The organism is Pimelobacter sp. 30-1 (genome assembly GCF_018831735.1).
Taxonomy (GTDB): domain Bacteria; phylum Actinomycetota; class Actinomycetes; order Propionibacteriales; family Nocardioidaceae; genus Nocardioides.
Genome location: NZ_NHTS01000005.1, coordinates 380,853 through 401,233, shown reverse-complemented (window position 1 = coordinate 401,233; position 20,381 = coordinate 380,853). Strand labels below are relative to the sequence as shown.

Genomic DNA, 20,381 nt, shown 5'->3' with positions numbered 1-20,381 from the left:
AGGTTAGATCAAGGAACGACCGGGAGGGTGACGGTTTGCGCGGAACCCGACGCGATGCTGACCGGCGTCGCGACGGCGCCGCCGCGGTAGTTGAGCGAGCCGCCGGCGACGACGAGCCGCAACCGGTGCCCGGGCGCGAACTGGTGCACGATGGCCGGCAGCTGCACGGTGAACGGCCGGGTCACGTCGGGGATCCGTACCGGCGCCTCGAGCCCGTTGATCAGCCGCGCCTTGCCGTCGGGGCCGACGTCGGCGACCTTGACGAAGAGCACGAGCTGGCCGAGGGGGCCGAGCCTCTGGGTGAGCGCCGCGCTCGGCGCGCTCACCTGGAGCCGCACCGTCGGCGACCCGGCCACGCGCAGCGGCGTGGTCAGGACGGGCGTCGACCAGGCCGCGGAGGTGCCCGGCAGGTCGGTCACCAGGTCCGTGATCGGGCCGAGGACGCCGCCCAGGACGTCCATCTGGTCCAGGCGCGTGGGCAGGCCCGCCGGCGGCGTGAGGAGGGAGCGGCTGCCCGGCGCGCTGGGCGTCGTACCGGCGACGAGGGCGTCGGTGCCCGAGAGCCGCCAGGTGCGCTGCTGGCCGACCGGGAACGCCGCCGACGTGGCGTACGCCGGCCCGGCGTTGCCGCGGTAGGACACCCAGTCGCGGAAGTAGGCGAACTCCGGCCCGGTGCTGACCGAGCGCCCCTTGAGGTAGCGCTCGAACCACGCGAGCACCCGCGCACTGACGTAGCCGGCCGCCGGGTCGGTCCAGCTCACCTCGCCGGGCGCTCCGGCGCCGGAGTGGCCGCCGAGCTGCCAGATCATCTTGGTCTCGGTGCCCTGGGCCTGGAGGGCGCGGTAGGTCGCGACCGCCTCGTTGAGGTTGAAGAGCGTGTCCTTCTGGCCCTGCACCAGCAGCGTGGGCACCCTGACCCGCGACACGTACGACGCGACCGACGCCTTGCGCAGCGCCGTCACGTGGGCGGGCTGGAGGTATCCGGTCACGCCCGCGGTGATCAGCGCGGGGCACACGTAGGCCGCGAAGTTCGGGCACGGCAGGAGGTCGGGCGGGACCTGCTGGTTCTGCAGGTCGCCGGTCATGCCGAGCCCCGAGAACGCCAGCGCCCACACGAGCTTGGCCGCACCGGGCACCGACGTGGAGACCCCGGAGACCTGCGTGGTGCTGTTGGGGTCGAGGCTGTAGCTGAGGTCGTTCCAGGTGATCACCGGGACGATCGCGTCGACCCGTGCGTCCTGCGAGGCGACCGCGAACTGGAACCCGCCACCGTACGAGCCGCCGAAGGTCGCCACCCGCGGGTCGTCGGCCCGCGCGACTCCGCGGTGGTCGCGCGCGTCGCGCTGGACGACCGCGAGCGCCGGAGCGGCGCTCTTGTGGGCCGCGTCCCGGAAGGCGATGCCGGGCGAGCCGCCGAGGTAGCTGACGAGCTGGCTGGCCGCCTTGCCGTCGTACGCCGGGTCGTCGAGGGTGATCGTGCAGCCGGAGCCGCCGAACCCGAGGCCCGAGTAGGACAGGACGACATAGCCCCGGCGCGCCAGCATCGCCGCCATCGGCGCCTGGTCGTCCTTGGAGCCGCCGAAGCCGTTGGTGGTCAGCACGGCCGGCATCCGCCGCGCGGCGCTCGCCCCCGCCGGGACGTAGACGTCGCCCACGACGTCGCACGTCTTGTCGCCGGCCGGCCCGACCGTGACCTTGAAGTGCAGCGTCGTCCGGGTGAACGGATCAGCGGCCGGCGCCGGGTCCGGTGGGACCACGAACGAGGCGAGCACGGTGCCGATCGCGACCAGGAGCAGTGTGATGCGCTTCACATCAGTGGAACGACCGCCCGCGGGCCGTGGTTACGCGCCGGTAGCAATGCTCAGGTCCGGGCCGCGGCTGCCGATGGGACCGAGATGGAGAGGGACGAGGAGCGGCCGGACTGCCCGCCCTGGTGCACCACCAGCGCGGCCGAGCACGCCGAGGAGGACCCCGGCACCTGGCTGCACGAGGGACCGCGGTTCGGCCTGCTGCGCACCTGGTGGCAGGAGGGCCCGGGCGAGCACAGCGCCTTCACCGCGACCGTCGCCGAGCCCGAGCTCGGCACCGAGCTCGCCTCGGACGACCTGCGCCGCCTCGCGGCCGACGCGCTCGACGCGGCGCTCTGGCTCGACCGCCAGGCGCGTACGTCGACCAGCGGGCACGGGGAGTCGGTCGTCGACCTGGTCAAGCGGGCGCACGCGGCGTCGTCGTCGCGGTCCGCCTGAGGCCGGCCCGCGCGGCCCGTCGTACGTCCTCGGTGAGGGCGGCGAGCGCCGGGCTGTCGAGGCGCCACCGCTGCCAGTAGAGCGGTACGACGACCGGTCGCGCCCCCGGCAGCCGTACGGCGTCCCCCGCCGCGAGGCTCTCGTCGAGCTGCGGGTCCAGGAGCATCCCCCAGCCCAGTCCGGCCCGCAGCGCGGCGTGGAAGTCCGCCGTGCTCGGCACCCGGTGCACGACCGGCGGCCGGCCGGCGCCGTGCGCGGCGAGCAGGTCGTCCTGGAGGTGGTCCTTCTCGTTGTAGACGACGATCGGCATCGCCGCCCAGTCGATCCCGCGGCCCTTGCGGTGGCGCTCGACCAGCCAGGGTGCGGCAGCGGGCGTGTACCGGATCGCGCCGAGCCGCTCGACGACGCAGCCCTGCACGGGCGCCGGCTCGTCGGTGACCGCGGCAAGGACCTCGCCCCGGCGCAGCAGGTCGTGCGAGTAGGCCTGGTCCTCGACGTGCAGGCGCAGCGCGGTCCCCGGCCGCCGGGCGACGTCGGCCAGCACCTGCCGGAACCAGGTCGCGAGCGAGTCCGCGTTGACCGCGACGGCGAGGTCGACCACCTCGCCCGTCCCGAGCTCGGCGGCCGCCTCGGTCGCGAGCAGCCGCAGCTGGCGCCCGAGCCGGACCAGCGGCGCACCGGCCGGCGTGACGGTCGCCGGGGTCGTGCGACGGACGAGGACCTGGCCGGCGGCCTGCTCCAGCGCGCGCACCCGCTGGCTGACCGCGCTCGGCGTCACGTGCAGGCGCCGGGCGGCGGCCTCGAACGTCCCCTCCTCGGTGATCGCGACGAGGGTCTCCAGCTGGGCCGGGTCGAAGCGCATTCCTCATGTTAAGCAGTGCTGATGTTCCTGTAGGAACATTTGCTGGCCTTCACCACGGCGCGACCCTAGGTTCGTCCCCGTGCTCGCCCCCGCCCTCGCCGGACTCGTCACCACGATGACCCTCATCGTGGCCATCGGCGCGCAGAACGCCTACGTGCTGCGCCAGGGCCTGCTGCGCTCGCACGTCGGCGTCGTCGTCCTCATCTGCGCCCTGTCCGACGCCCTCCTCATCGCGGCCGGCGTGGGCGGCGTCGGCGCGCTGGTCGACCGCACCGGCTGGGCCCTCGACGTCGTCCGCTGGCTCGGCGTCGCCTTCCTGCTCTGGTACGCCGCGGGGTCGCTGCGCCGCGCGTTCCGTCCGGAGTCGCTGACCGCGGCCGGCGGCGACGGCGCCGGCACCGGTGCCCCCGTCGAGACCCGGCGCAGCGTGGTCGGGCGCACGCTCCTGCTCACCTGGCTCAACCCCCACGTCTACCTCGACACGCTGCTCCTCATCGGCTCGATCGCGTCCGCCCACGACGGCGGACAGGTCGCCGGGCGCTGGTGGTTCGGCGTCGGCGCCGCGCTCGGGAGCGTGCTGTGGTTCAGCGGGCTGGGCTTCGGCGCCCGGCTCCTCGCTCCCCTGCTCGCCCGGCCGCGCGCGTGGCAGGTCGTGGAGCTCTGCATCGCGGCGACGATGGTCCTCGTCGCGCTCAAGCTCGCGACCGGCTGAGCTCCGCGACGAGGAGATCGACGTCCCGCCGGGTGCGCAGCCGCCGCCAGACCGGGCCTTCCGGCGCGTCCGGCGCGTCCGGCGCGTCCGGCGCAGCAGCGGCGGCCATCGCCGCGGCGTACCGGTCCCGCGTGCCGCCGTAGGTCGTCCAGGCCCAGCGCAGGATCGAGTCGCGCCGCCAGAACAGCAGACCCGCCCAGGTCTCCCGGTTGCCGGACCACAGCTCCTCGCCCGTCGCTGCGCGGCGCACGGTCCGGGTCAGCGACTGCGCCATCACCCGCCAGCGCGGTGGGTCGAGCCAGACCACCAGGTCGGCACGGTCGCGGACGAGCGTGCCGAGCTTGCTCTGGTAGTTGCCGTCGATCACCCAGGCGTCCCCGGCGGTCTCAGCCCCCACCCGCTCGCGGAGCTGCTCAGCGCTCGCCTCGGTCCAGCCCGGTCCCCAGAACAGCGCGTCGAGCTCGACATGGGGCACCCCGAGTGCGCCGGCGATCCGGAGCGCCGTCGTCGTCTTGCCCGCACCGGAGCTGCCGACGACCGAGATCCGCACCCGGACCATGATGCCGCAGCCTGCGTCGCGAGCCGTTCACGTCGCGCACACGTCCCGGCCAACTCGTGCTGGCGAGCGGTACCCGCACGCTGCTTAGCGTCGCGCCCGTCCGCGCCGATCGGCGGCGCGGCGGAAGGGACAACCGATCATCATGCGATCTCGCTTCAAGGCCACGGCCACGGCAGCGATCCTGCTGGCCGGCGTGGCCGGCGTCGGCGGCAGCGTGGCGGCCCAGGCCAGCACCGCGGACGCCGCGGCGCCCACCAAGGCCAAGAACGTCATCTACCTGCTCGGCGACGGCATGGGCCGTACCCACGTCACCGCCGCCCGCGAGCGCTTCTACGGCGCGCACGGCAAGCTCAACATGGAGACGATGCCCGCCGTCGGCCAGGTGGCGACGTACGCCGTCGAGAAGAACTCGGGCCAGCCCGGCGAGGCTGACTTCCACCCGAACTACGTCACCGACTCCGCCTCGGCCGCGACCGCGTGGGCCTCCGGCGTGAAGACCTACAACGCCGCCCTCGGCGTCGACGCCAAGGGCACCGTCGTGCCGACCGTCATGGAGCAGGCGCACGCCGCCGGGCTCGCGACCGGCAACGTGTCGACCGCCGAGATCACCGACGCCACCCCGGCCGGCCAGATGTCCCACGCGCTCGCGCGCGGCTGCCAGGGTCCGTCGTACTCGGCCGGTAGCTGCCAGGACACCGCGATCACCGGCTCGGCGCTGCCGACCGACGACGTGCGGGTCACCCCGATCGCCGACCAGATCGCCCGCAACCAGACCGCGGACGTCATCCTCGGCGGCGGTCTCTCCCGCTTCGACGCCGCGGACCAGACCGCGCTCGAGAGCAACGGGTACGCCGTCCTCGGCTCGCCCGCCTCGCAGACCGTCGCGACCAAGACCGAGCTCGCGAACGCGACCGGCCAGAAGGTCTTCGGCCTGTTCAACAAGGGCAACCTGACGGTCGAGAAGTTCAAGAAGGCCAACCCCGGCGCGCCCGAGGCGCAGGAGCCGACGGTCGCCGACATGACGACCAAGGCGATCGACCTGCTCAAGGCCAAGAGCGCCGCCACCGGCAACAAGGGCTTCTACCTCCAGGTCGAGGGCGCGCTCATCGACAAGCGCTCGCACGCCAACGACGCGAGCCAGACGCTCGAGGAGATGAAGGCGTTCGACGACGCGGTCAAGGTCGCGCTCGACTTCGCCAAGCAGGACGGCAACACGCTGGTCATCGTCACCGCCGACCACGAGTGCGCCGGCTTCAACATCATCGAGAAGGGCAGCTTCACCAACGCCGAGGCCGGCACCCCGCCGGTCAACGTCGACGGTGGCAACCCGTCGAACAACTCGACGCCGTCGCGCCCGACCAACCAGACCAAGGACTCCTCGCGCAGCGCGTTCGCGCCGGCCACCTTCCGCACGGCCGACGACCCGGCCGGCGTCGAGGACGGTACGCCGCAGGCCAGCCTCTGGCTGACCTACCTCTCGGGCAACCACACCGGTGCCGACGTCCCGGTCTTCGCCTACGGTCCGGGCTCCTCGGCGCTCGACACCTCGATCGAGAACACCTCGCTGTTCAAGATCGTGCGCGGCGCCCTCTCCCTCGACGGCAGCACCCCGCCGGTCGTCAAGACCGCGACGAAGACCTCGCTGTCCGGGCCGGCCAAGGTCAAGGCCGGCAAGAAGGCCACCCTCACGGTCAAGGTCAGCCCGGCCGCCGCGACCGGCACCGTCCGGATCACCGACAAGGGCAAGGTCGTCAAGACCGTCGCCCTCTCCGGCGGCAAGGCGACCGTGAAGCTGAAGCTCAAGAAGGGCAAGCACAAGCTCGCCGCCGGCTACGTCGGCAGCACGTCGTACCTGCCCTCGGCGTCGGCGACGATCACGATCCGCGTCGTCCGCTGACCCACCGCACCGGCACGTCCCGCGTCTCGGTCGCCACGGCGGCCGGGGCGCGGGGCGTCCGGCTCTCCAGGAGAACCCGCATGCACCGCACCGCCCTCACCCTCGCCGGCCTCGCCACGACCGCCGCCCTCGCCCTGAGCGGCTGCTCCTCGGCCGAGCCGGAGCCGGCCGGCTCCGGCGCGCCGGCCCCGGCGTCCGACGTACCGAGCCCGGTCGTCATGACCGAGTTCCCCGACCTTGCCGCCCCCACCGGCGAGCCGGTCCTCGACGGCATCGCGTCGGCCGCTCCCGGCCGGCCCGGGACCGTGGGCCGCATCCCCGGCCCGTTCGACGACCGCTTCTCCTACGGCAAGGTCACCTTCGACGGCCGGCAGGTCACCGGCTCGCTCGACATCACCAGCGACGTCTCCGACCTGCTCGAGCTGCAGGTGCTGGCCGGCTTCTACGACGCCTCGGGCACGCTCCTGGGCACCGCCCGGTTCACGCACCACCTCGAGGAGAGCGCCCACCACGACGAGGGGCCGCCCTCGGAGCACGAGACGTTCACGATCAAGGTGCCCCGCAAGCTCGCGGGCAAGGCAGCGAGCGCCGCGGTCGGCGTACCGGTGCTGGTCAACGAGTAGCGCGCCGCACCGGCGCCGAGATGAGTGCCGTCCGCACCGACATCCCGAGGTCGCGGTGGCGCACCGTCGTGATCCGGCGCCCCGGCTGGACCGCGTCCTTGACCGGCGCGGTCCGCTCCCCCAGCAGCGCGGCCGCCGCATCGATGTCGGCCACCGTGAACGTCACGCCCCACAGGCTCGACGGTCCTTCACCCGCCGCATCCGGCGCGCCCACCACCTCGAGCACCACCTCACCGAACCGGTAGAACACCTGCCGCACCGGCGCCCCACCCAGCTGCCCGTCACGCACCCGCCGCTCCCCGGCGCCGAGGGCGCCGAGGGCGGCGAGGGCCGCGCGGGTGCGGTGGAGGTCGGGCGAGAGCAGCACGACGTGGTCGATCACGGTGACGCCGTTGGGGTGCTCCGCCGGGAGCTCGGTGGCGGCCGGCGCATCCGCCGCCCGGCTCGTCGGTACGCCGTCGAGATCACCCGCCGCCCACGCCTCCGGCAGCCCACCCAGCGACCACCCGACGATCCCGCGCCCGCGCTCCCGCCCCGCGAACCGCAGCCGGACGCCGCCGACCTGGGCGGCGCCGTCCTCACCGACGACGAAGCCCGCCTCGCGCCACGGCTGCGGCGGGTCGGCGATCTCGAGCTCGGCGATCGTCAGCACGCGCCCACGCTAGTCGCCCTACGGCCCGACCGGCCCCAGCCGCTCAGCCGGGACCCAGTCGGTGATGATCGTCTCGGGATCGGCGGTCACCCAGGTCACCAGCGCCTCCCAGCCGTCGACGCCCTGGCGCCAGGTCAGCAGAAGGCCCGGCAGCTTGCGCGGGCCGAACTTCTCCTTGACCCAGACATGCCGTTGCCCCACCCACGAAGAGTAGAACATATGTTCGAATGAGCACCAGGGGCCCCGGCCCGCCCCCGGTCAGAGGGCGCGCTGCCGCTCCTCGCCCGTGTCGAAGAAGCGGTCGAGGTAGTCGTCCGGCTCGAGGTCGCTGGTCCGCATCAGCGAGTAGACCTCGGCTCCGGCACCGATCGGATCAGCCATCTCGTAGGACTGCACCAGCCCGAGCGCCTCGCAGTCGTCGAAGATCGCGGCGTACTCCGCAGCCTCGGCCTCGGCCTGGGCGATCGCCCCGGCGAAGTCGTCGGCCTCGAAGATCACCACCCGCTCCTCGTAGTGCGGCGGAACGTCGCCCGAACCCGCGAACCGACAGACGGTGCGTACGCCGTACCAGGTCATGGCGCCACCCGGTCCCGCCGCAGCAGCCCGTAGACCCACGAGTCCGACACGACCCCGTCGACGATGCAGTCCTCGCGCAGCGTCCCTTCCCGCACGAACCCGAGCTTCTCCAGCACCCGCGCCGAGGCCGGGTTCCGGGTGTCCACCGCGGCCTGCACCCGGTTGAGGTCGAGGGTCGCGAACGCCCACTCCAGCAGGGCCCGCGCCGCCTCCGTGGCGTAGCCGTGCCCCCACGCCGCCTGCGGGAGGCAGTAACCCGTGCGGGCACTGCGGAAGCCGGGGTTCCACCCGCTGACGGTGCACCAGCCGACGAACGCCCGGTCCACACGCCGTTCGAGGACCACCCGCACCCCGCTCCCCTCCTCGGACATCTCCGCGCACCGCGCCAGGAAGAGCGCGGCCGACTCCCGGTCCGTCCACGGCGGGTAGTCCCAGTAGCGCAGCACGTAGGCGTCGCTCTGCAGCCTGAAGAGGTCGTCGGTGTCGGCCTCGGTGAACGGGCGCAGCCGAAGTCGCTCGGTCTCCAGCGTGGGGGTCGGCAGCCGCATGGCACTACCGTCCCACGCGGTGGTCGTCAGCGCGCGACGTCCATGCAGCGGTTGTCGCGGTGGCCCACCTCGTCCCCGATCTCCCCGACCAGTCCGCCGGCTCTCCTGAGGTTCCGGGCGCTAGCGCGCCGTCGCGGACAGCCGGAAGCCCGCGAGCACGACGTCGAACGGATCGACCCGGCTCGCGGAGGTCATCCCGCTGTAGCCCTCCATCACGAACCCGAAGAGATGATCGAGGGCGGCCTCGCTCAGCTCCAGGGGATGGAAGGGGAACGGGTAGTCCTCGTCGTCGTCCTCGTCGGTGGCGGGGAACCGGCCCGACCAGAAGGGCTCCTCGAACTCCAGTCGGCCGCCGACGTCCTCGAGGATCTCCTCGTCCCCGCCGCTGATGCTCAGCGCCCGCCGAAGCTCGCCGTCCGGGCCCCAGATCCCCATCGCGAACCAGTCGACGACGCTGTGCATCGCGTGCACGTACACCGTTCGGCCCACCCCTTCGCTGAGGAAACGAGCGCTCACCTGGGACGGCCGGTCCAGCCCGACCCGGCCGGTGCACACGATGCTCACCCCGGGCCAGACCGCGGCGAAGACGCTGCCCGCACCGGGGTTCGCGTCCTCACCCAGTGTTCCGTCCGCGGCGGCGGTCACGACCTCGCCCGCGAACAGGCGCCGGACGAGCGCCTCGGTCGCCGCCCGGTCGAGCTCGGGTCGGCCTGCGAGCACGCTCGCCACGTCGCCGTCGGCGTAGCAGATCAACGAGTCCTTGGCACCCATGAGCGGGAGCCTAGGGGTTGATCACCCTTCCTCGTACCGGACGTGGTCGACGATGCAGCCGCTGAGATCGAGCGGCGCCGTCCCGATGAAGACACTGCCCGCGACGGAGCCGGTGAACGACGCGACACCGTCGAAGACACAGTGGTCGAACACGCAGCGTGTCGTCCACATGACCGCGCGCAGGCTCGCGCCGGTGAAGGTGCACCGCTCGAACCGCACGCCCGACGCGACGGAGCGGGACAACGTCGCACCGGAGAAGTCGCAGTCCGTGAACTCGCCGCCCAGACGAGCGCCGGTGAGCTTCGCGCCGACGAAGCTGCACCCGACGAAGCGACGCCGGACGAAGACACCGCGCATGTCGATCCGGTCGAGGACACAGCCCTCTAGCTCCGACTCGGTGACCGACGCGCCGTCCGCGAAGGTGACGTCCGACAGGTCGACGCCGGTGGCGCGCTGATAGCGGATCGGAGTCGTGAGCCGTACGCCGCGCGTCCAGCGCTCGCGCAGCTGGCGCGTCGTCGGCCTCGCCATGCCTGGACCCGGTGGGTCAGACGTTGAAGCGGAACTCCACCACGTCACCATCAGCCATGACGTAGTCCTTACCCTCCATCCGGACCTTCCCCGCCTCCTTGGCCTTGGCCATCGACCCCGCCGCGACCAGGTCGTCGAACGAGACGACCTCGGCCTTGATGAAGCCCTTCTGGAAGTCGGTGTGGATGACGCCGGCGGCCTCGGGTGCGGTGGCGCCCTTGGCGATGGTCCACGCGCGCGACTCCTTGGGGCCGGCGGTGAGGTAGGTCTGGAGGCCGAGGGTGTCGAAGCCGACGCGGGCGAGGACCTCGAGGCCGGGCTCGGTGACGCCGGCCTCGGCGAGGAACTCGGTGGCCTCCTCGTCGTCGAGCTCGATGAGCTCGGACTCGAACTTGGCGTCGAGGAAGATCGCCTCGGCGGGGGCGACGATCTCGCGCATCTTGTCCTTGAGGGACTCGTCGGCGAGCTCGTCGGCGTCGCAGTTGAAGACGTAGATGAAGGGCTTCGCGGTGAGGAGCGAGAGCTCGCGCAGGAGGGCGCGGTCGATCGAGGTGGCGATGATCGGCGTGCCGGCCTCGAGGGCCTCCTTGGCCTCCTTGGCGGCCTCGAGGTTGGCGGCGAGCTCCTTGACCTTGCGCGCCTCCTTCTCCAGCCGTACGACGGCCTTCTCCACCGTCTCCAGGTCCGCGAGGATGAGCTCGGTCTGGATCGTGGAGATGTCGTTGGCCGGGTTGACCTCGCCGTCGACGTGGGTGACGTCCTCGTCGCGGAAGACGCGGGTCACCTGGCAGATGGCCGCGGACTCGCGGATGTGGGCGAGGAACTTGTTGCCCAGGCCCTCGCCCTGGGAGGCGCCGCGGACGATGCCGGCGATGTCGACGAACTCGACCGTGGCGGGCAGCTGGCGCTCGGAGCCGAAGATCTCGGCGAGCTGGGCCAGGCGCGGGTCGGGTACGCCGACCACGCCCACGTTGGGCTCGATGGTGGCGAACGGGTAGTTCGCCGCGAGGACGTCGTTCTTGGTCAACGCGTTGAAGAGCGTCGACTTGCCTGCGTTGGGGAGACCGACGATGCCGATGGTGAGTGCCACGGGGGGCGATTCTATGGCCGGGCGGCCCGGCTGCGCGCATCGACGCGAGAACGGTACGGGTGGGGCTACCCCCGAGTCGGAGCCCCACCCGTGCCGTCCACCGGCTCAGGAGCCGTAGAGCGCCCGGACCCCCGTCGCGTCGGAGGCCTGGAACTCCAGGTCGCTGGAGCTGCCGTTGCACTGCGGGTAGTGCATGATCGACGCCGAGTCGTACGGCGTCAGCGGCCGCCAGTTGTTGTCCTCGAAGCAGGTGCCCGACTCCGGCCGGGTGTGCTCGTGGCGGAAGCCCAGCACGTGGCCCAGCTCGTGGCCGAGGATGTCTCCCGGCTCCCAGGTCCCCGAGGACCAGATCGAGTCGTCGACGAGCACGTTGCGCGAGCTCTTGGCCGAGCTCGGGAAGAACGCGCGGGCGATGTACTGCGAGGTGTTGACCGGCTCGACCGAGAACACCACGTTGTTGTTGCGGGTGGTGCAGCTGCTGTTCTGCGCGGGGACGTAGACGAAGTTGATCTTCGACGACGCGTTCTCCCACAGCGCGGTGCCGGCGCTCATCGCCGCGACGATGTCGGCCTGCCGGGTGCCGAACCGGGTGCTGACGCAGTAGGTCAGGTTGAGGGCCTGGCTGGCGCTCCACTTGTCGTCGCGGCCGTTGACCGTGTTGACGATGAGGTCGCCCTCGTGGCGGTCGCGGTCGTGGTTGCCGAACGGGCCGACCATGCTGTTGTAGAACTTCTTGAGCTCGGCCTTCGTGCTGAGGGCCTCGTCGCCGTTGACGACGTAGGCGCCGTCGACGTCGACGTACGTCGAGGCCTCGAACTCCTGGTACGTCGGCGGTGCGCTGAGCGTGCTCCATCCGGTGTCGGCCGACGCCGAGCCGGGGCCGGAGACGGCTGCTCCCGCGAAGGCGGTCACCAGGCAGGCGACGCCGACGGAGATTCTGCTGATCCGAGATGACAACATCCAAGAACCTTTCTCCCGAGAGTGGATCCGGCACATCGAATCGCTCGGATCGCCCTCAGGACAAGAGATCCTGTGACTCAGAAAGCGGCAGGGCCCGGGGCTGCACGAACGTGAGCCACGGACCCCGCCGCTGGGGACGGGCGTCAGGCCGGTGTCAGGCGGGCATCGCCGCATCGTGCGGGTCCATCGAGCCGATGTGCTGCTGCGACTCCACCAGGCCCTCGTCGGAGGGCTGCTTCCCCTGCCGGAAGACCCGATCACGCTGCTTGGCCCGCAGCTCGGGGTGCGCCTCGCTCGGGATGTCGAAGCCGTAGGCGGCCTGCGCCTCGCGCGGCGTCATGGTGACCGGCGAGAGCGGCGGGATGCCGAGCATCGCGGGCGCCGCGACGGGGACGGCCTGGGGCGCGAGCAGGTTCATCAGCCACAGCCGCAGCTGCATGTTGCTGTTGAACACGGTGTGCAGCGCCTTGGTCGGCGGCGCGACCAGCGCGTCGGTCAGCCGGCCTTGGCGTAGCCCTGCCATGTCGCGCATGTGCTTCGGGTACGTCGAGATGATCGCCTTGCGCATCAGCCACATCACCGGCGCGAACCCGGCCTTCTGCCACCCCGGCAGGTCGGGCGGGAGCGCGACCTTGAGCGGCAGGATGAAATTGATCATGTCTTGCGCCGCCTCCGAGGCGGCGATCCGGGAGCGCCAGTCGGCGAAGTACTGGCGAACCTCGTCGCGGTTGCGCGGCACCGTGTCCGGGTCGATCGTCTGGAGCTCGGCGGCGCGTCGGCACTCGGCCCAGAACTGCAGCTCCTCCTCGGGCGTCAGCCGCCCGCCGCCGAACCTCTCGTAGCAGTAGAGGATCGAGTGCCAGGCCGTCACGTGGATCCACAGCTGCGACGACGGCTGGTTGGCGTCGTACTCGCCGCCGGTGACGGGGTCGTGCCCGATCGCCTTGGAGTGCACCTTGACCAGGACGTCGGCCGCCTTGGCGGTCGGCTCCGTGGCCGCGAACGCGACCATCCCGAAGTAGCGCAGGGTGCGACCGTAGCGGGTGCTGGGCCGGTACTTCACACCGCCGGACTGGACGACGGCCGCCGCCAGGTTCGGGTCGAAGTGCTCGATCGTGACGGCGCGCGCGAAGCCGAGGATGTAGGACGTCGGGTGCGCCCACACCTTCCACGTCACCGAGTCCGGCCCGAAGAATCCGTAGTCGGCCATCGGCTCGAACTGCTGCGCGAGCTGCTTCCTGGTCTGGAGACCGAACATGCGGCCCTCCCTTCCTCATTGCTACAGGTCCGTAGGTTCGGCGAAATTTACAGCACTGGAATATTGTCCGGAAGGTGACGCAGGACACCTCCGGAGCGACTGAGCCCGCTCCCAAGCGGCGCTACGCCAAGCGGCTGCCGGTCGAGCAGCGCCGCGAGCACCTGCTCGACGCAGCGTTGCGGGTCCTGGTCCGCGACGGCTACGAGCGGGTCTCGATCGAGGCGATCGCACGCGAGGCCGAGGTCACCCGCCCCGTCGTCTACGGCGCGTACGACGGCCTGGAGCCGCTCCTGCACGCGCTGCTCGACCGCACCCAGCGCCGGGCGCTCGCCTCTGCGCTGCGCCTGATGCCCGACGGAGGCCTCGACGGCGCGCTCGACGTCGACGAGTGGATCGTGGCCGCGGCCGGCGGCCTGATCGACGTCGTCCAGCGCGAGCCAGAGGTCTGGCGCCCGGTCCTGGGCCTGACCCAGAACGCGCCCGCCGTCGTCCGCGACCGGATCACCTCGACCCGCGAGCTGATCCGGGGCTCGATCGCCGACGCGCTGCAGGCCGGCCTCGAGCGCCGCGGCGGACCGTACCTCGACGTCGACGTCCTGGCCCACCTCGTCCTGGTCACCGCCGAGCACTTCGGCCGGCTCGCCCTCGACCAGCCCGAGACGTACGACCGCGATCGGCTCGTCACCTCCCTCGAGGGGCTGCTGAGCGCCACCCGACCCGCCGCGGACTAACCTCTGCTGGTGCGGATCGCCACCTGGAACGTCAACTCCCTGCGCACGCGGATCGACCGCGTCGAAGCCTTTCTCGACCGGCACGACATCGACGTGCTCGCCGTCCAGGAGACCAAGGCACGCGAGGAACAGCTGCCCCTGATGGGCCTGCAGGCGCGCGGGTACGAGATCGCCGCGCACGGCCTCAACCAGTGGAACGGCGTCGCCCTGATCAGCCGCGTCGGGCTCGACGACGTCGCCGTCGGCTTCCCCGACCAGCCCGGCTGGGGCGACCCGGCCGAGGTCGAGGCCCGCGCCATCGGCGCGACCTGCGGCGGCGTGCGGGTGTGGAGCCTCTACATCCCCAACGGCCGCAAGCCCGACGACCCGCACTACGCCTACAAGCTCGACTGGCTGGCCCGGCTGCGCACCGCGGCGCAGGCGTGGCTCGACGTACCGACGGCGCTGGTGGGCGACTGGAACATCTGCCCGACCGACGAGGACGTCTTCGACGTCGCGCAGTTCAAGAGCTCCACGCACGTCACGCCCGCCGAGCGCGCGGCCTTCCAGGCGTTCCTGGACGGTGGGTGGGCGGAGGTGACGCGGGAGCACGCGCCGTCGTACACCTACTGGGACTACTACCGGCAGCGCTTCGAGCGCGACCGGGGGCTCAAGATCGACTTCGTGCTCGGGTCGGCGTCGTTCGCCGAGCGGGTGACGGGGGCGTTCATCGACAAGGAGGAGCGCGACCCGTCGGTGTTCGCGGGCGCTCCGTCGGACCACGCGCCGGTGGTCGTGGACCTGGCCGACTGAGGGACGCGGCAACCGATCAGATGCGGCTTGTCACGGCCGATCAGGGTAAAGATTGTCGTGACACCCCCCACCAGAAGGCACTTCCCTTGCTTCGCGCCAGCATTGCGTCACTCGCTGTCCTGACCACCCTGACCCTTCCCGCTGTCACGGCCCCACCGGCCCACGCCGACACCCTGACGGTCCCCGGGTCCGCGTCGGCGACGGTGGGGGCGGCCTCGACGCTGGAGATCGCGGTGCCACCGGGCGTCACGCCCACCAAGGTCACGGGCCGGCTGCGGCTCGACGACACGATCGACGGGACGGTCGCGTTCGTCGTCGGCGGACGGTTGGCCGCGCGGGTGCCGGCCCGGGCCGATGCCGCGGTGGAGATCCCGGTGTCGCGCGCCGACGTGAGCGACGGGCGGCTGCAGGTCGAGGTCCGCGTCGACCAGACGGTACGACGCCAGGACGCCGCCTGCGTGACGGTCAGTGACGTCCGGGCGACCCTCGACCAGGTGCGGCTCGAGTTCACCGGTGCCGAGACCGAGCCGGCGACGCTGGCGGAGTTCCTGGCGCCCTACGCGACCGCGGTGGACGTCGTCGTCCCGGCGGACGCCGACGAGGCGACCCTGGCGGCCGGTCTGGCCGCCGTGGCCGCGATCAGCAGCCGCTACCCCGACACGACGACCGTGCGCCTCACGACGCCCGACGCCGTGACCAAGGCCGGGCCCGGCGTGCGCGTGGTCCGCCTCGCCCCCGGCACCGGTACGGCGACCACCGAGATCGCCGACGACGCCGGTGTCGCGACGCTGACCCTCGGGGGCGGCGCCGACGAGCTGGCGGCCGCCGTGCGGGCGCTGGGCGACCCGGCGCTCGGGCTGGCCGACGCTCCGGACACCGAGGGCCTGGCCGCGAAGCGCGCGCCCGTCGAGGTCGTCGACGCGCTGACGCTCGACGAGCTCGGGGTCGGTCGTGCGGTGCTCAGCGGCTACGGCCGGGTCGAGCAGTACGTCGGCATCCGGCAGGACGCCTTCGGCGGCCCGGTGGGCTCGCTGAAGATCGACCTCAACGGCACGCACACGGCGCTGCCCGAGGGGGCCCGCGCCCAGCTCGACGTCTACGTCAACGACCGGCTGGTCGACTCCACGCGGCTCGGCGACGACCCGGTGCTGCACCGCGAGATCGAGGTCCCGGCCGCCGACCTGCAGGGCGACAACGGCATGGTCGTGGTGCTGAGCGCGGTGCCGCCGCGCGAGTGGTGCACGGCGACCGACCGGCAGCTGCCCCTGGAGGTCCACCTCGACACCGAGCGGACCGTCGTCCACGCCGACCGTGGCGACGCCCGCACCACCGGCTTCGCGGCGTACCCGCAGAACCTGGGTGGGCGCCTCGACGTCGCCATCTCCGACCACGCCGCCGACCCGGTCGCCGCGGCGGTCGACGCCGGCTATGTCGTCGCCGCGCTCCAGCGCCGCGCGTCCCGGCCGCTCGACGTCCGGATCGTGCCCGCCGCCGACCTGCGCGGCGGCAAGACCTCCGGCCTCCTCGTCGGCGCCGGCGAGGACGACTCCACGGCGCTCAAGGCGCCGCTGCGGCTCTCGGAGATGCGCCTGCTCGACTACGCCGAGGCAACCTTCCAGGTCGGCACCGACCGCCCGTACGCCGCCCTGGTCGCCGTCCGGCACCGCGGCCGCGACGTGCTCATGCTCGGCTCCTGGGCCCCGGACGGCGACGGTGCCGCGCTGGAGCGCCGGGCCGCGACCTACCTCGGGACCGAGGGCTGGGGCGCGCTGAGCGCCAACCTGCTCGTGCAGCCGGCCGAGGGCGAGCCGTTCAGCATCGACGCCGACGCGGTCGTCCCCCAGCAGGAGCGGGTCGACGAGCAGCGCTCGTTCGCCTGGTGGCTCGTCGGGGGCCTCGCGGTCCTGCTGGCCCTGCTCGGCGGCCGGTGGCTGCTCGCGCGCCGGCGCCGCCAGGAGATCACCGAGATCGTCGACGCGCAGGTCGCCGCGGACACTGAGGCTCAGGCCGGTGACCACGACCGCTCCTGAGCGCACCGCGACGGAGCCCCGGGTACGCCGCCCGGGGCGAAGGGTCCCCGGCAGCGTTCCGGTGTTCCTGCTCGGCTGCGCCGTCGGCGCGGTCGCGTCGGCGTACACCGTGCGGACCGGCACCAACCTCGACTACGGCGACGCGATGGCGCACCTCACCATCGCGCGCCGCATCCTCGACGGCCAGACGCCGGGCCTGCAGCAGCTCGGCACGGTCTGGCTGCCGCTCCCCCACCTGCTGCTGATGCCGCTGGTCCAGGACATGTTCCTGTTCCGCACCGGCATCGCCGCCTGCATCCTCGGCACCCTGTGCCTGGGCATCTCGGCGGCCGCGCTGCACCGGATCATGGTGCGCCTCGGCCTCGGCCGGACCGCGCGCGTGGTCGGGCTCGGCGTCCTCCTGGCCAACCCGAGCCTGCTCTACGCCTACACCACCGCGCTGACCGAGCCGGTGCTGATCGCCGCGATCCTGGCCTGCATCGCGGGCCTGTCGGGCTGGGCGTTCAGCGGCCGCCGGCTCAGCGGCGGCGAGCTCGCCGTGTTCGCGGGCATCCCCGCGGCCTGCGCCGTGCTGACCCGCTACGAGGGATGGGCGCTGGTCGTCAGCGGGGCCATCTACGTCGGCTTCGTCGTCGTACGCCGCGGTGACGGGCTGCGCCGCGCACTCGTGCTGGCCGGCGCCTTCGCCTCCGCTCCCCTGGCCGCGATCGGGTGGTGGCTGTCCTACAACGCCGCCTGGTACGGCAATCCGGTCGAGTTCCTCACCGGCCCCTACTCGGCCGCCGCGTTCACCGAGGTGTTCGTCGAGCAGGGCCAGCTCACCACCAAGGGCAACCTGGGCCTGTCGTTCAAGGTGTTCGGCTGGGCCGCCGTCGAGTCGATCGGGCTGCTGCCGCTGATCGCCGCCGGGATCGGTCTGGTCCTGATGACCTGGCGCTGGGGCATCGACAACCGGGCGCTGACGATCTGGCTCGCGGGGACGTCGAGCGCGTTCCTGCTCTTCAGCCTCACCACCGGCCAGCACATCATGGTCAACGACGTCTCGCTGCCCTCCGGCGCCTACAACAACCGCTACGTGCTCTCCGCGGCGCCCTGGGCGGCACTCCTGTGCGCCTACCTCGCCCACGAGCTGAGCCGCCGCAAGGCGCTCGCCGGGGCGGGCGTCGTCCTGGCGACGGTGGCGGCACTGACCGCGCAGAACCTGTGGTGGGCGGGCGATCCCGGCGAGCGGATGACGGTGATCGAGGAGGCCCACCTCGGCCAGCGCAACTTCACCGACGTCAAGAAGATGGCCCGCTGGCTGCACGACCACTACGACGGCGGCAACCTGCTCATCGACGAGAGCGCCGACAAGCTGGCGGTCGCGCCGGTGATCGCGATCGACTTCGACGATGTCTACAACCGGGCCGCGGGCGACGCCTTCGGCGACGCGCTCGCCGACCCCGAGGACCACGTGCGGTGGGTCGTCATGCACCGCACCCAGGTGACGACGTACGCGACGAAGGCGGCGCTCGACCTGGTCACCACGGCGCTCGCCGATGACCCGTCGTTCCTGGCCGGCTACGAGCTGGTCTACGAGATCGCCGACCTCGGCGTCTACCGCCGGATCGGGGGCTGACGTGCAGATCGGCAGCCACCTCGTCGCGACCGGGCGGATCACCGAGGACCAGCTCGCGACCGCGCTGGAGCACCAGCGGGCCGAGGGCGGCCAGCTCGGCCAGCACCTGCTCCTGGCCGGGGCGCTGAGCCGGCGCGAGCTCTACGAGGCCCTCGCCGAGCACTGGGAGACGGCCTCCCGCGACCTCGTCGCGCACCCACCCGACCCGGACCTCGCCGGGCGCCTCGACATCGCCGAGCTCAGCCACCTCGGCTGGGTGCCGTGCGAGCAGCGCCCCGACGGCACGCTGGTCGTGGCGACGTCGGTACGACCGACGGCGGCGCTGCTCGAGCAGATCCGCGAGCGCTTCGGCACCGACGAGATCGAGCTCGTCGCGAGCACCCACTGGGACGTCTTCCGGGCCATGGAGGAGGCCAACCGCGGCAAGCTCCGGCGCCTGGCCGAGGACATGCTCGCCGAGGAGCGCCCCGAGCACTCCGCGCGCCCGGGGCTGACCCGGCTCCAGCTCGCGCTGCCGTTCCTGATCGGCCTGGTGTTCGTGGTCGGTGCGGTGCTGGAGCCGCGGCGCGCGTTCGTCGTCCTGCTGTCGGTGACCAACGTCGTCTTCCTGCTCAGCGTCCTGTTCAAGGCAGGCTCCAGCCTGCGGGCGCCGCTCGTCCGGGCCCGCCGGGAGCGCCGGCGCCTCGCCGAGATGCGCGAGCGGCAGCGGCGCGGGCTGGCCCCCGAGTGGCACCCCGGCGGCAACGACGCCGAGCTGCCCGTCTACACGATCCTGGTGCCGGCCTTCCGCGAGGCCAACATCATCGACAAGCTGATCACCAACCTCGGCGCGCTCGACTACCCGCGCTCGCGGCTCGACGTGATCGTGCTGATGGAGGAGAACGACCCCGAGACCGTGGCCGCCGCCAAGCGGGTCGCGCCTCCGGACTACGTGCGGCTGCTCGTCGTACCGGCTGGGGAGCCGCAGACCAAGCCGCGCGCCTGCAACTACGGGCTCGCCTTCGCCCGCGGCAAGTACGTCGTCATCTACGACGCCGAGGACCGCCCCGAGCCGCTCCAGCTCCGCAAGGCCGTGGCAGCCTTCGAGCGCGACGCCTTCGAGCACGAGCACCTCGGCTCCACCCGGCCGCGCCTGGCGTGCGTGCAGGCGGCGCTGCACTACTTCAACGCCGACTACAACGTCCTCACCCGGATGTTCGCGATCGAGTACGCCCACTGGTTCGAGTCGATGCTGCCCGGAATCGACGGCAGCGGCATCCCGCTCCCCCTCGGCGGCACGTCCAACCACTTCGACACCGAGGTGCTCAAGCGCCTCGGCGCCTGGGACCCCTACAACGTCACCGAGGACGCCGACCTCGGGCTGCGCGTCTCGGTCGAGGGCTACCGGGTCGACGTACTCGACTCGACCACGGGCGAGGAGGCGTGCGCGACCGTCCCCGCCTGGATCCCCCAGCGGACCCGGTGGATCAAGGGCTACATGATCACCGCGGCCGTCAACATGAGGCACCCGCTGCGGTTCCTGCGCCGGGTCGGGCCGCTCGGCATGGTCGGCATGGTCGGGCTCATCCTCGGCACGCCGCTGACCTTCCTCGCCTATCCCCTGGTGCTCGGCTTCACCGTCATCACGTACGTCGGCGTCCAGGTCATCGGTCTCGACCTCCCCCACTGGGTCGTGGTGAGCAGCCTGGTCACCGCCGTGCTCGGCAACGCCCTCATGATCGTCGTGTCCGGCATCGCGGCGACCCGGCGCTACAACTGGCGCATCGGCATCTTCGCGCTCCTCAACCCGCTCTACTGGTGCCTCCACGCCTATGCCGCGTGGCGGGCGCTGGTGCAGACGATCTTCAGCCCGCACCGGTGGGAGAAGACGCCGCACGGCATCTCCGAGGACTACGAGAGCACGGCGCACGTCTGAGGGCGGTGGC

21 protein-coding genes are annotated in these 20,381 nt (G+C 72.3%); 9 read left to right on the top strand and 12 right to left on the bottom strand.

Annotation, left to right across the window (positions count from 1 at the left end; all coding sequences use genetic code 11):
• Positions 1-8 precede the first annotated feature (8 nt).
• A complete protein-coding gene (locus CCO04_RS13340; RefSeq protein ID WP_215814615.1) occupies positions 9-1,811 on the bottom strand; it encodes an alpha/beta fold hydrolase in 1,803 nt (600 codons plus the stop codon).
• Between the two features lie 84 nt (positions 1,812-1,895).
• Here CCO04_RS13340 and CCO04_RS13335 point away from each other — a divergent pair, with 84 nt between their 5' ends.
• Complete coding sequence (locus CCO04_RS13335) at positions 1,896-2,246, top strand: hypothetical protein (protein ID WP_215814614.1); 351 nt, start codon at positions 1,896-1,898, stop codon at positions 2,244-2,246.
• On the opposite strand, the gene CCO04_RS13330 is transcribed toward CCO04_RS13335, so the two are convergent.
• Positions 2,206-3,108 carry a LysR family transcriptional regulator ArgP gene (locus tag CCO04_RS13330; protein ID WP_215814613.1) on the bottom strand — a complete coding sequence of 301 codons (903 nt, stop codon included), beginning with the start codon at positions 3,106-3,108 and terminating at the stop codon, positions 2,206-2,208. The two genes, CCO04_RS13335 and CCO04_RS13330, sit on opposite strands and share 41 nt — an antisense overlap.
• A gap of 79 nt (positions 3,109-3,187) precedes the next feature.
• On the opposite strand from CCO04_RS13330, the gene CCO04_RS13325 reads away from it, so the two are divergent.
• A complete protein-coding gene (locus CCO04_RS13325; RefSeq protein ID WP_215814612.1) occupies positions 3,188-3,820 on the top strand; it encodes a LysE/ArgO family amino acid transporter in 633 nt (210 codons plus the stop codon).
• On the opposite strand, the gene CCO04_RS13320 is transcribed toward CCO04_RS13325, so the two are convergent.
• Entirely contained in the window at positions 3,801-4,370 is a 570-nt protein-coding gene (locus tag CCO04_RS13320; RefSeq protein ID WP_215814611.1) for an AAA family ATPase, read from the bottom strand. The two genes, CCO04_RS13325 and CCO04_RS13320, sit on opposite strands and share 20 nt — an antisense overlap.
• A gap of 151 nt (positions 4,371-4,521) precedes the next feature.
• On the opposite strand from CCO04_RS13320, the gene CCO04_RS13315 reads away from it, so the two are divergent.
• Positions 4,522-6,276 (top strand): alkaline phosphatase, encoded by a 1,755-nt coding sequence (locus tag CCO04_RS13315; RefSeq protein ID WP_215814610.1) that lies wholly within the window; start codon positions 4,522-4,524, stop codon positions 6,274-6,276.
• A gap of 80 nt (positions 6,277-6,356) precedes the next feature.
• Positions 6,357-6,899 (top strand): hypothetical protein, encoded by a 543-nt coding sequence (locus CCO04_RS13310; protein WP_215814609.1) that lies wholly within the window; start codon positions 6,357-6,359, stop codon positions 6,897-6,899.
• On the opposite strand, the gene CCO04_RS13305 is transcribed toward CCO04_RS13310, so the two are convergent.
• The 9 genes from CCO04_RS13305 to CCO04_RS13265 form a co-directional block, all read right to left on the bottom strand.
• The gene (locus tag CCO04_RS13305) at positions 6,889-7,551 is read right to left on the bottom strand and encodes a VOC family protein (RefSeq protein WP_215814608.1); all 663 of its coding nucleotides are present in this window, start codon (positions 7,549-7,551) and stop codon (positions 6,889-6,891) included. The two genes, CCO04_RS13310 and CCO04_RS13305, sit on opposite strands and share 11 nt — an antisense overlap.
• Positions 7,552-7,569: 18 nt before the next feature.
• Positions 7,570-7,752, bottom strand: a complete 183-nt coding sequence (locus CCO04_RS13300; RefSeq protein WP_215814607.1) for a hypothetical protein — start codon at positions 7,750-7,752, stop codon at positions 7,570-7,572.
• 57 nt (positions 7,753-7,809) lie between these two features.
• Complete coding sequence (locus tag CCO04_RS13295) at positions 7,810-8,127, bottom strand: hypothetical protein (protein ID WP_215814606.1); 318 nt, start codon at positions 8,125-8,127, stop codon at positions 7,810-7,812.
• Entirely contained in the window at positions 8,124-8,675 is a 552-nt protein-coding gene (locus tag CCO04_RS13290; protein WP_215814605.1) for a GNAT family N-acetyltransferase, read from the bottom strand. The genes CCO04_RS13295 and CCO04_RS13290 overlap by 4 nt, the downstream gene beginning before the upstream one ends.
• A gap of 120 nt (positions 8,676-8,795) precedes the next feature.
• Entirely contained in the window at positions 8,796-9,446 is a 651-nt protein-coding gene (locus tag CCO04_RS13285) for a hypothetical protein (RefSeq protein WP_215814604.1), read from the bottom strand.
• A gap of 21 nt (positions 9,447-9,467) precedes the next feature.
• Entirely contained in the window at positions 9,468-9,977 is a 510-nt protein-coding gene (locus CCO04_RS13280) for a pentapeptide repeat-containing protein (RefSeq protein ID WP_215814603.1), read from the bottom strand.
• Between the two features lie 16 nt (positions 9,978-9,993).
• Positions 9,994-11,067 carry a redox-regulated ATPase YchF gene (gene ychF / locus CCO04_RS13275; RefSeq protein WP_215814602.1) on the bottom strand — a complete coding sequence of 358 codons (1,074 nt, stop codon included), beginning with the start codon at positions 11,065-11,067 and terminating at the stop codon, positions 9,994-9,996.
• A gap of 105 nt (positions 11,068-11,172) precedes the next feature.
• Positions 11,173-12,027 (bottom strand): M57 family metalloprotease, encoded by an 855-nt coding sequence (locus CCO04_RS13270; protein ID WP_215814601.1) that lies wholly within the window; start codon positions 12,025-12,027, stop codon positions 11,173-11,175.
• Positions 12,028-12,181: 154 nt separating this feature from the next.
• Positions 12,182-13,285, bottom strand: a complete 1,104-nt coding sequence (locus CCO04_RS13265; protein WP_215814600.1) for an oxygenase MpaB family protein — start codon at positions 13,283-13,285, stop codon at positions 12,182-12,184.
• A 74-nt stretch (positions 13,286-13,359) separates the two neighbouring features.
• Between CCO04_RS13265 and CCO04_RS13260 the strand changes: the two genes are divergently transcribed.
• From CCO04_RS13260 to CCO04_RS13240, 5 genes are all read left to right on the top strand, one after another.
• Complete coding sequence (locus tag CCO04_RS13260) at positions 13,360-14,016, top strand: TetR/AcrR family transcriptional regulator (protein WP_215814599.1); 657 nt, start codon at positions 13,360-13,362, stop codon at positions 14,014-14,016.
• 9 nt (positions 14,017-14,025) lie between these two features.
• Positions 14,026-14,808 carry an exodeoxyribonuclease III gene (locus CCO04_RS13255; RefSeq protein WP_215814598.1) on the top strand — a complete coding sequence of 261 codons (783 nt, stop codon included), beginning with the start codon at positions 14,026-14,028 and terminating at the stop codon, positions 14,806-14,808.
• 233 nt (positions 14,809-15,041) lie between these two features.
• Positions 15,042-16,838, top strand: coding sequence for a cellulose biosynthesis cyclic di-GMP-binding regulatory protein BcsB (locus CCO04_RS13250; protein WP_215814597.1), 1,797 nt, complete (start codon positions 15,042-15,044; stop codon positions 16,836-16,838).
• Positions 16,819-18,456 (top strand): hypothetical protein, encoded by a 1,638-nt coding sequence (locus CCO04_RS13245; protein ID WP_215814596.1) that lies wholly within the window; start codon positions 16,819-16,821, stop codon positions 18,454-18,456. The genes CCO04_RS13250 and CCO04_RS13245 overlap by 20 nt, the downstream gene beginning before the upstream one ends.
• Position 18,457: 1 nt before the next feature.
• Positions 18,458-20,371 (top strand): glycosyltransferase, encoded by a 1,914-nt coding sequence (locus CCO04_RS13240; protein ID WP_308281201.1) that lies wholly within the window; start codon positions 18,458-18,460, stop codon positions 20,369-20,371.
• The last annotated feature ends 10 nt before the right edge of the window (positions 20,372-20,381 follow it).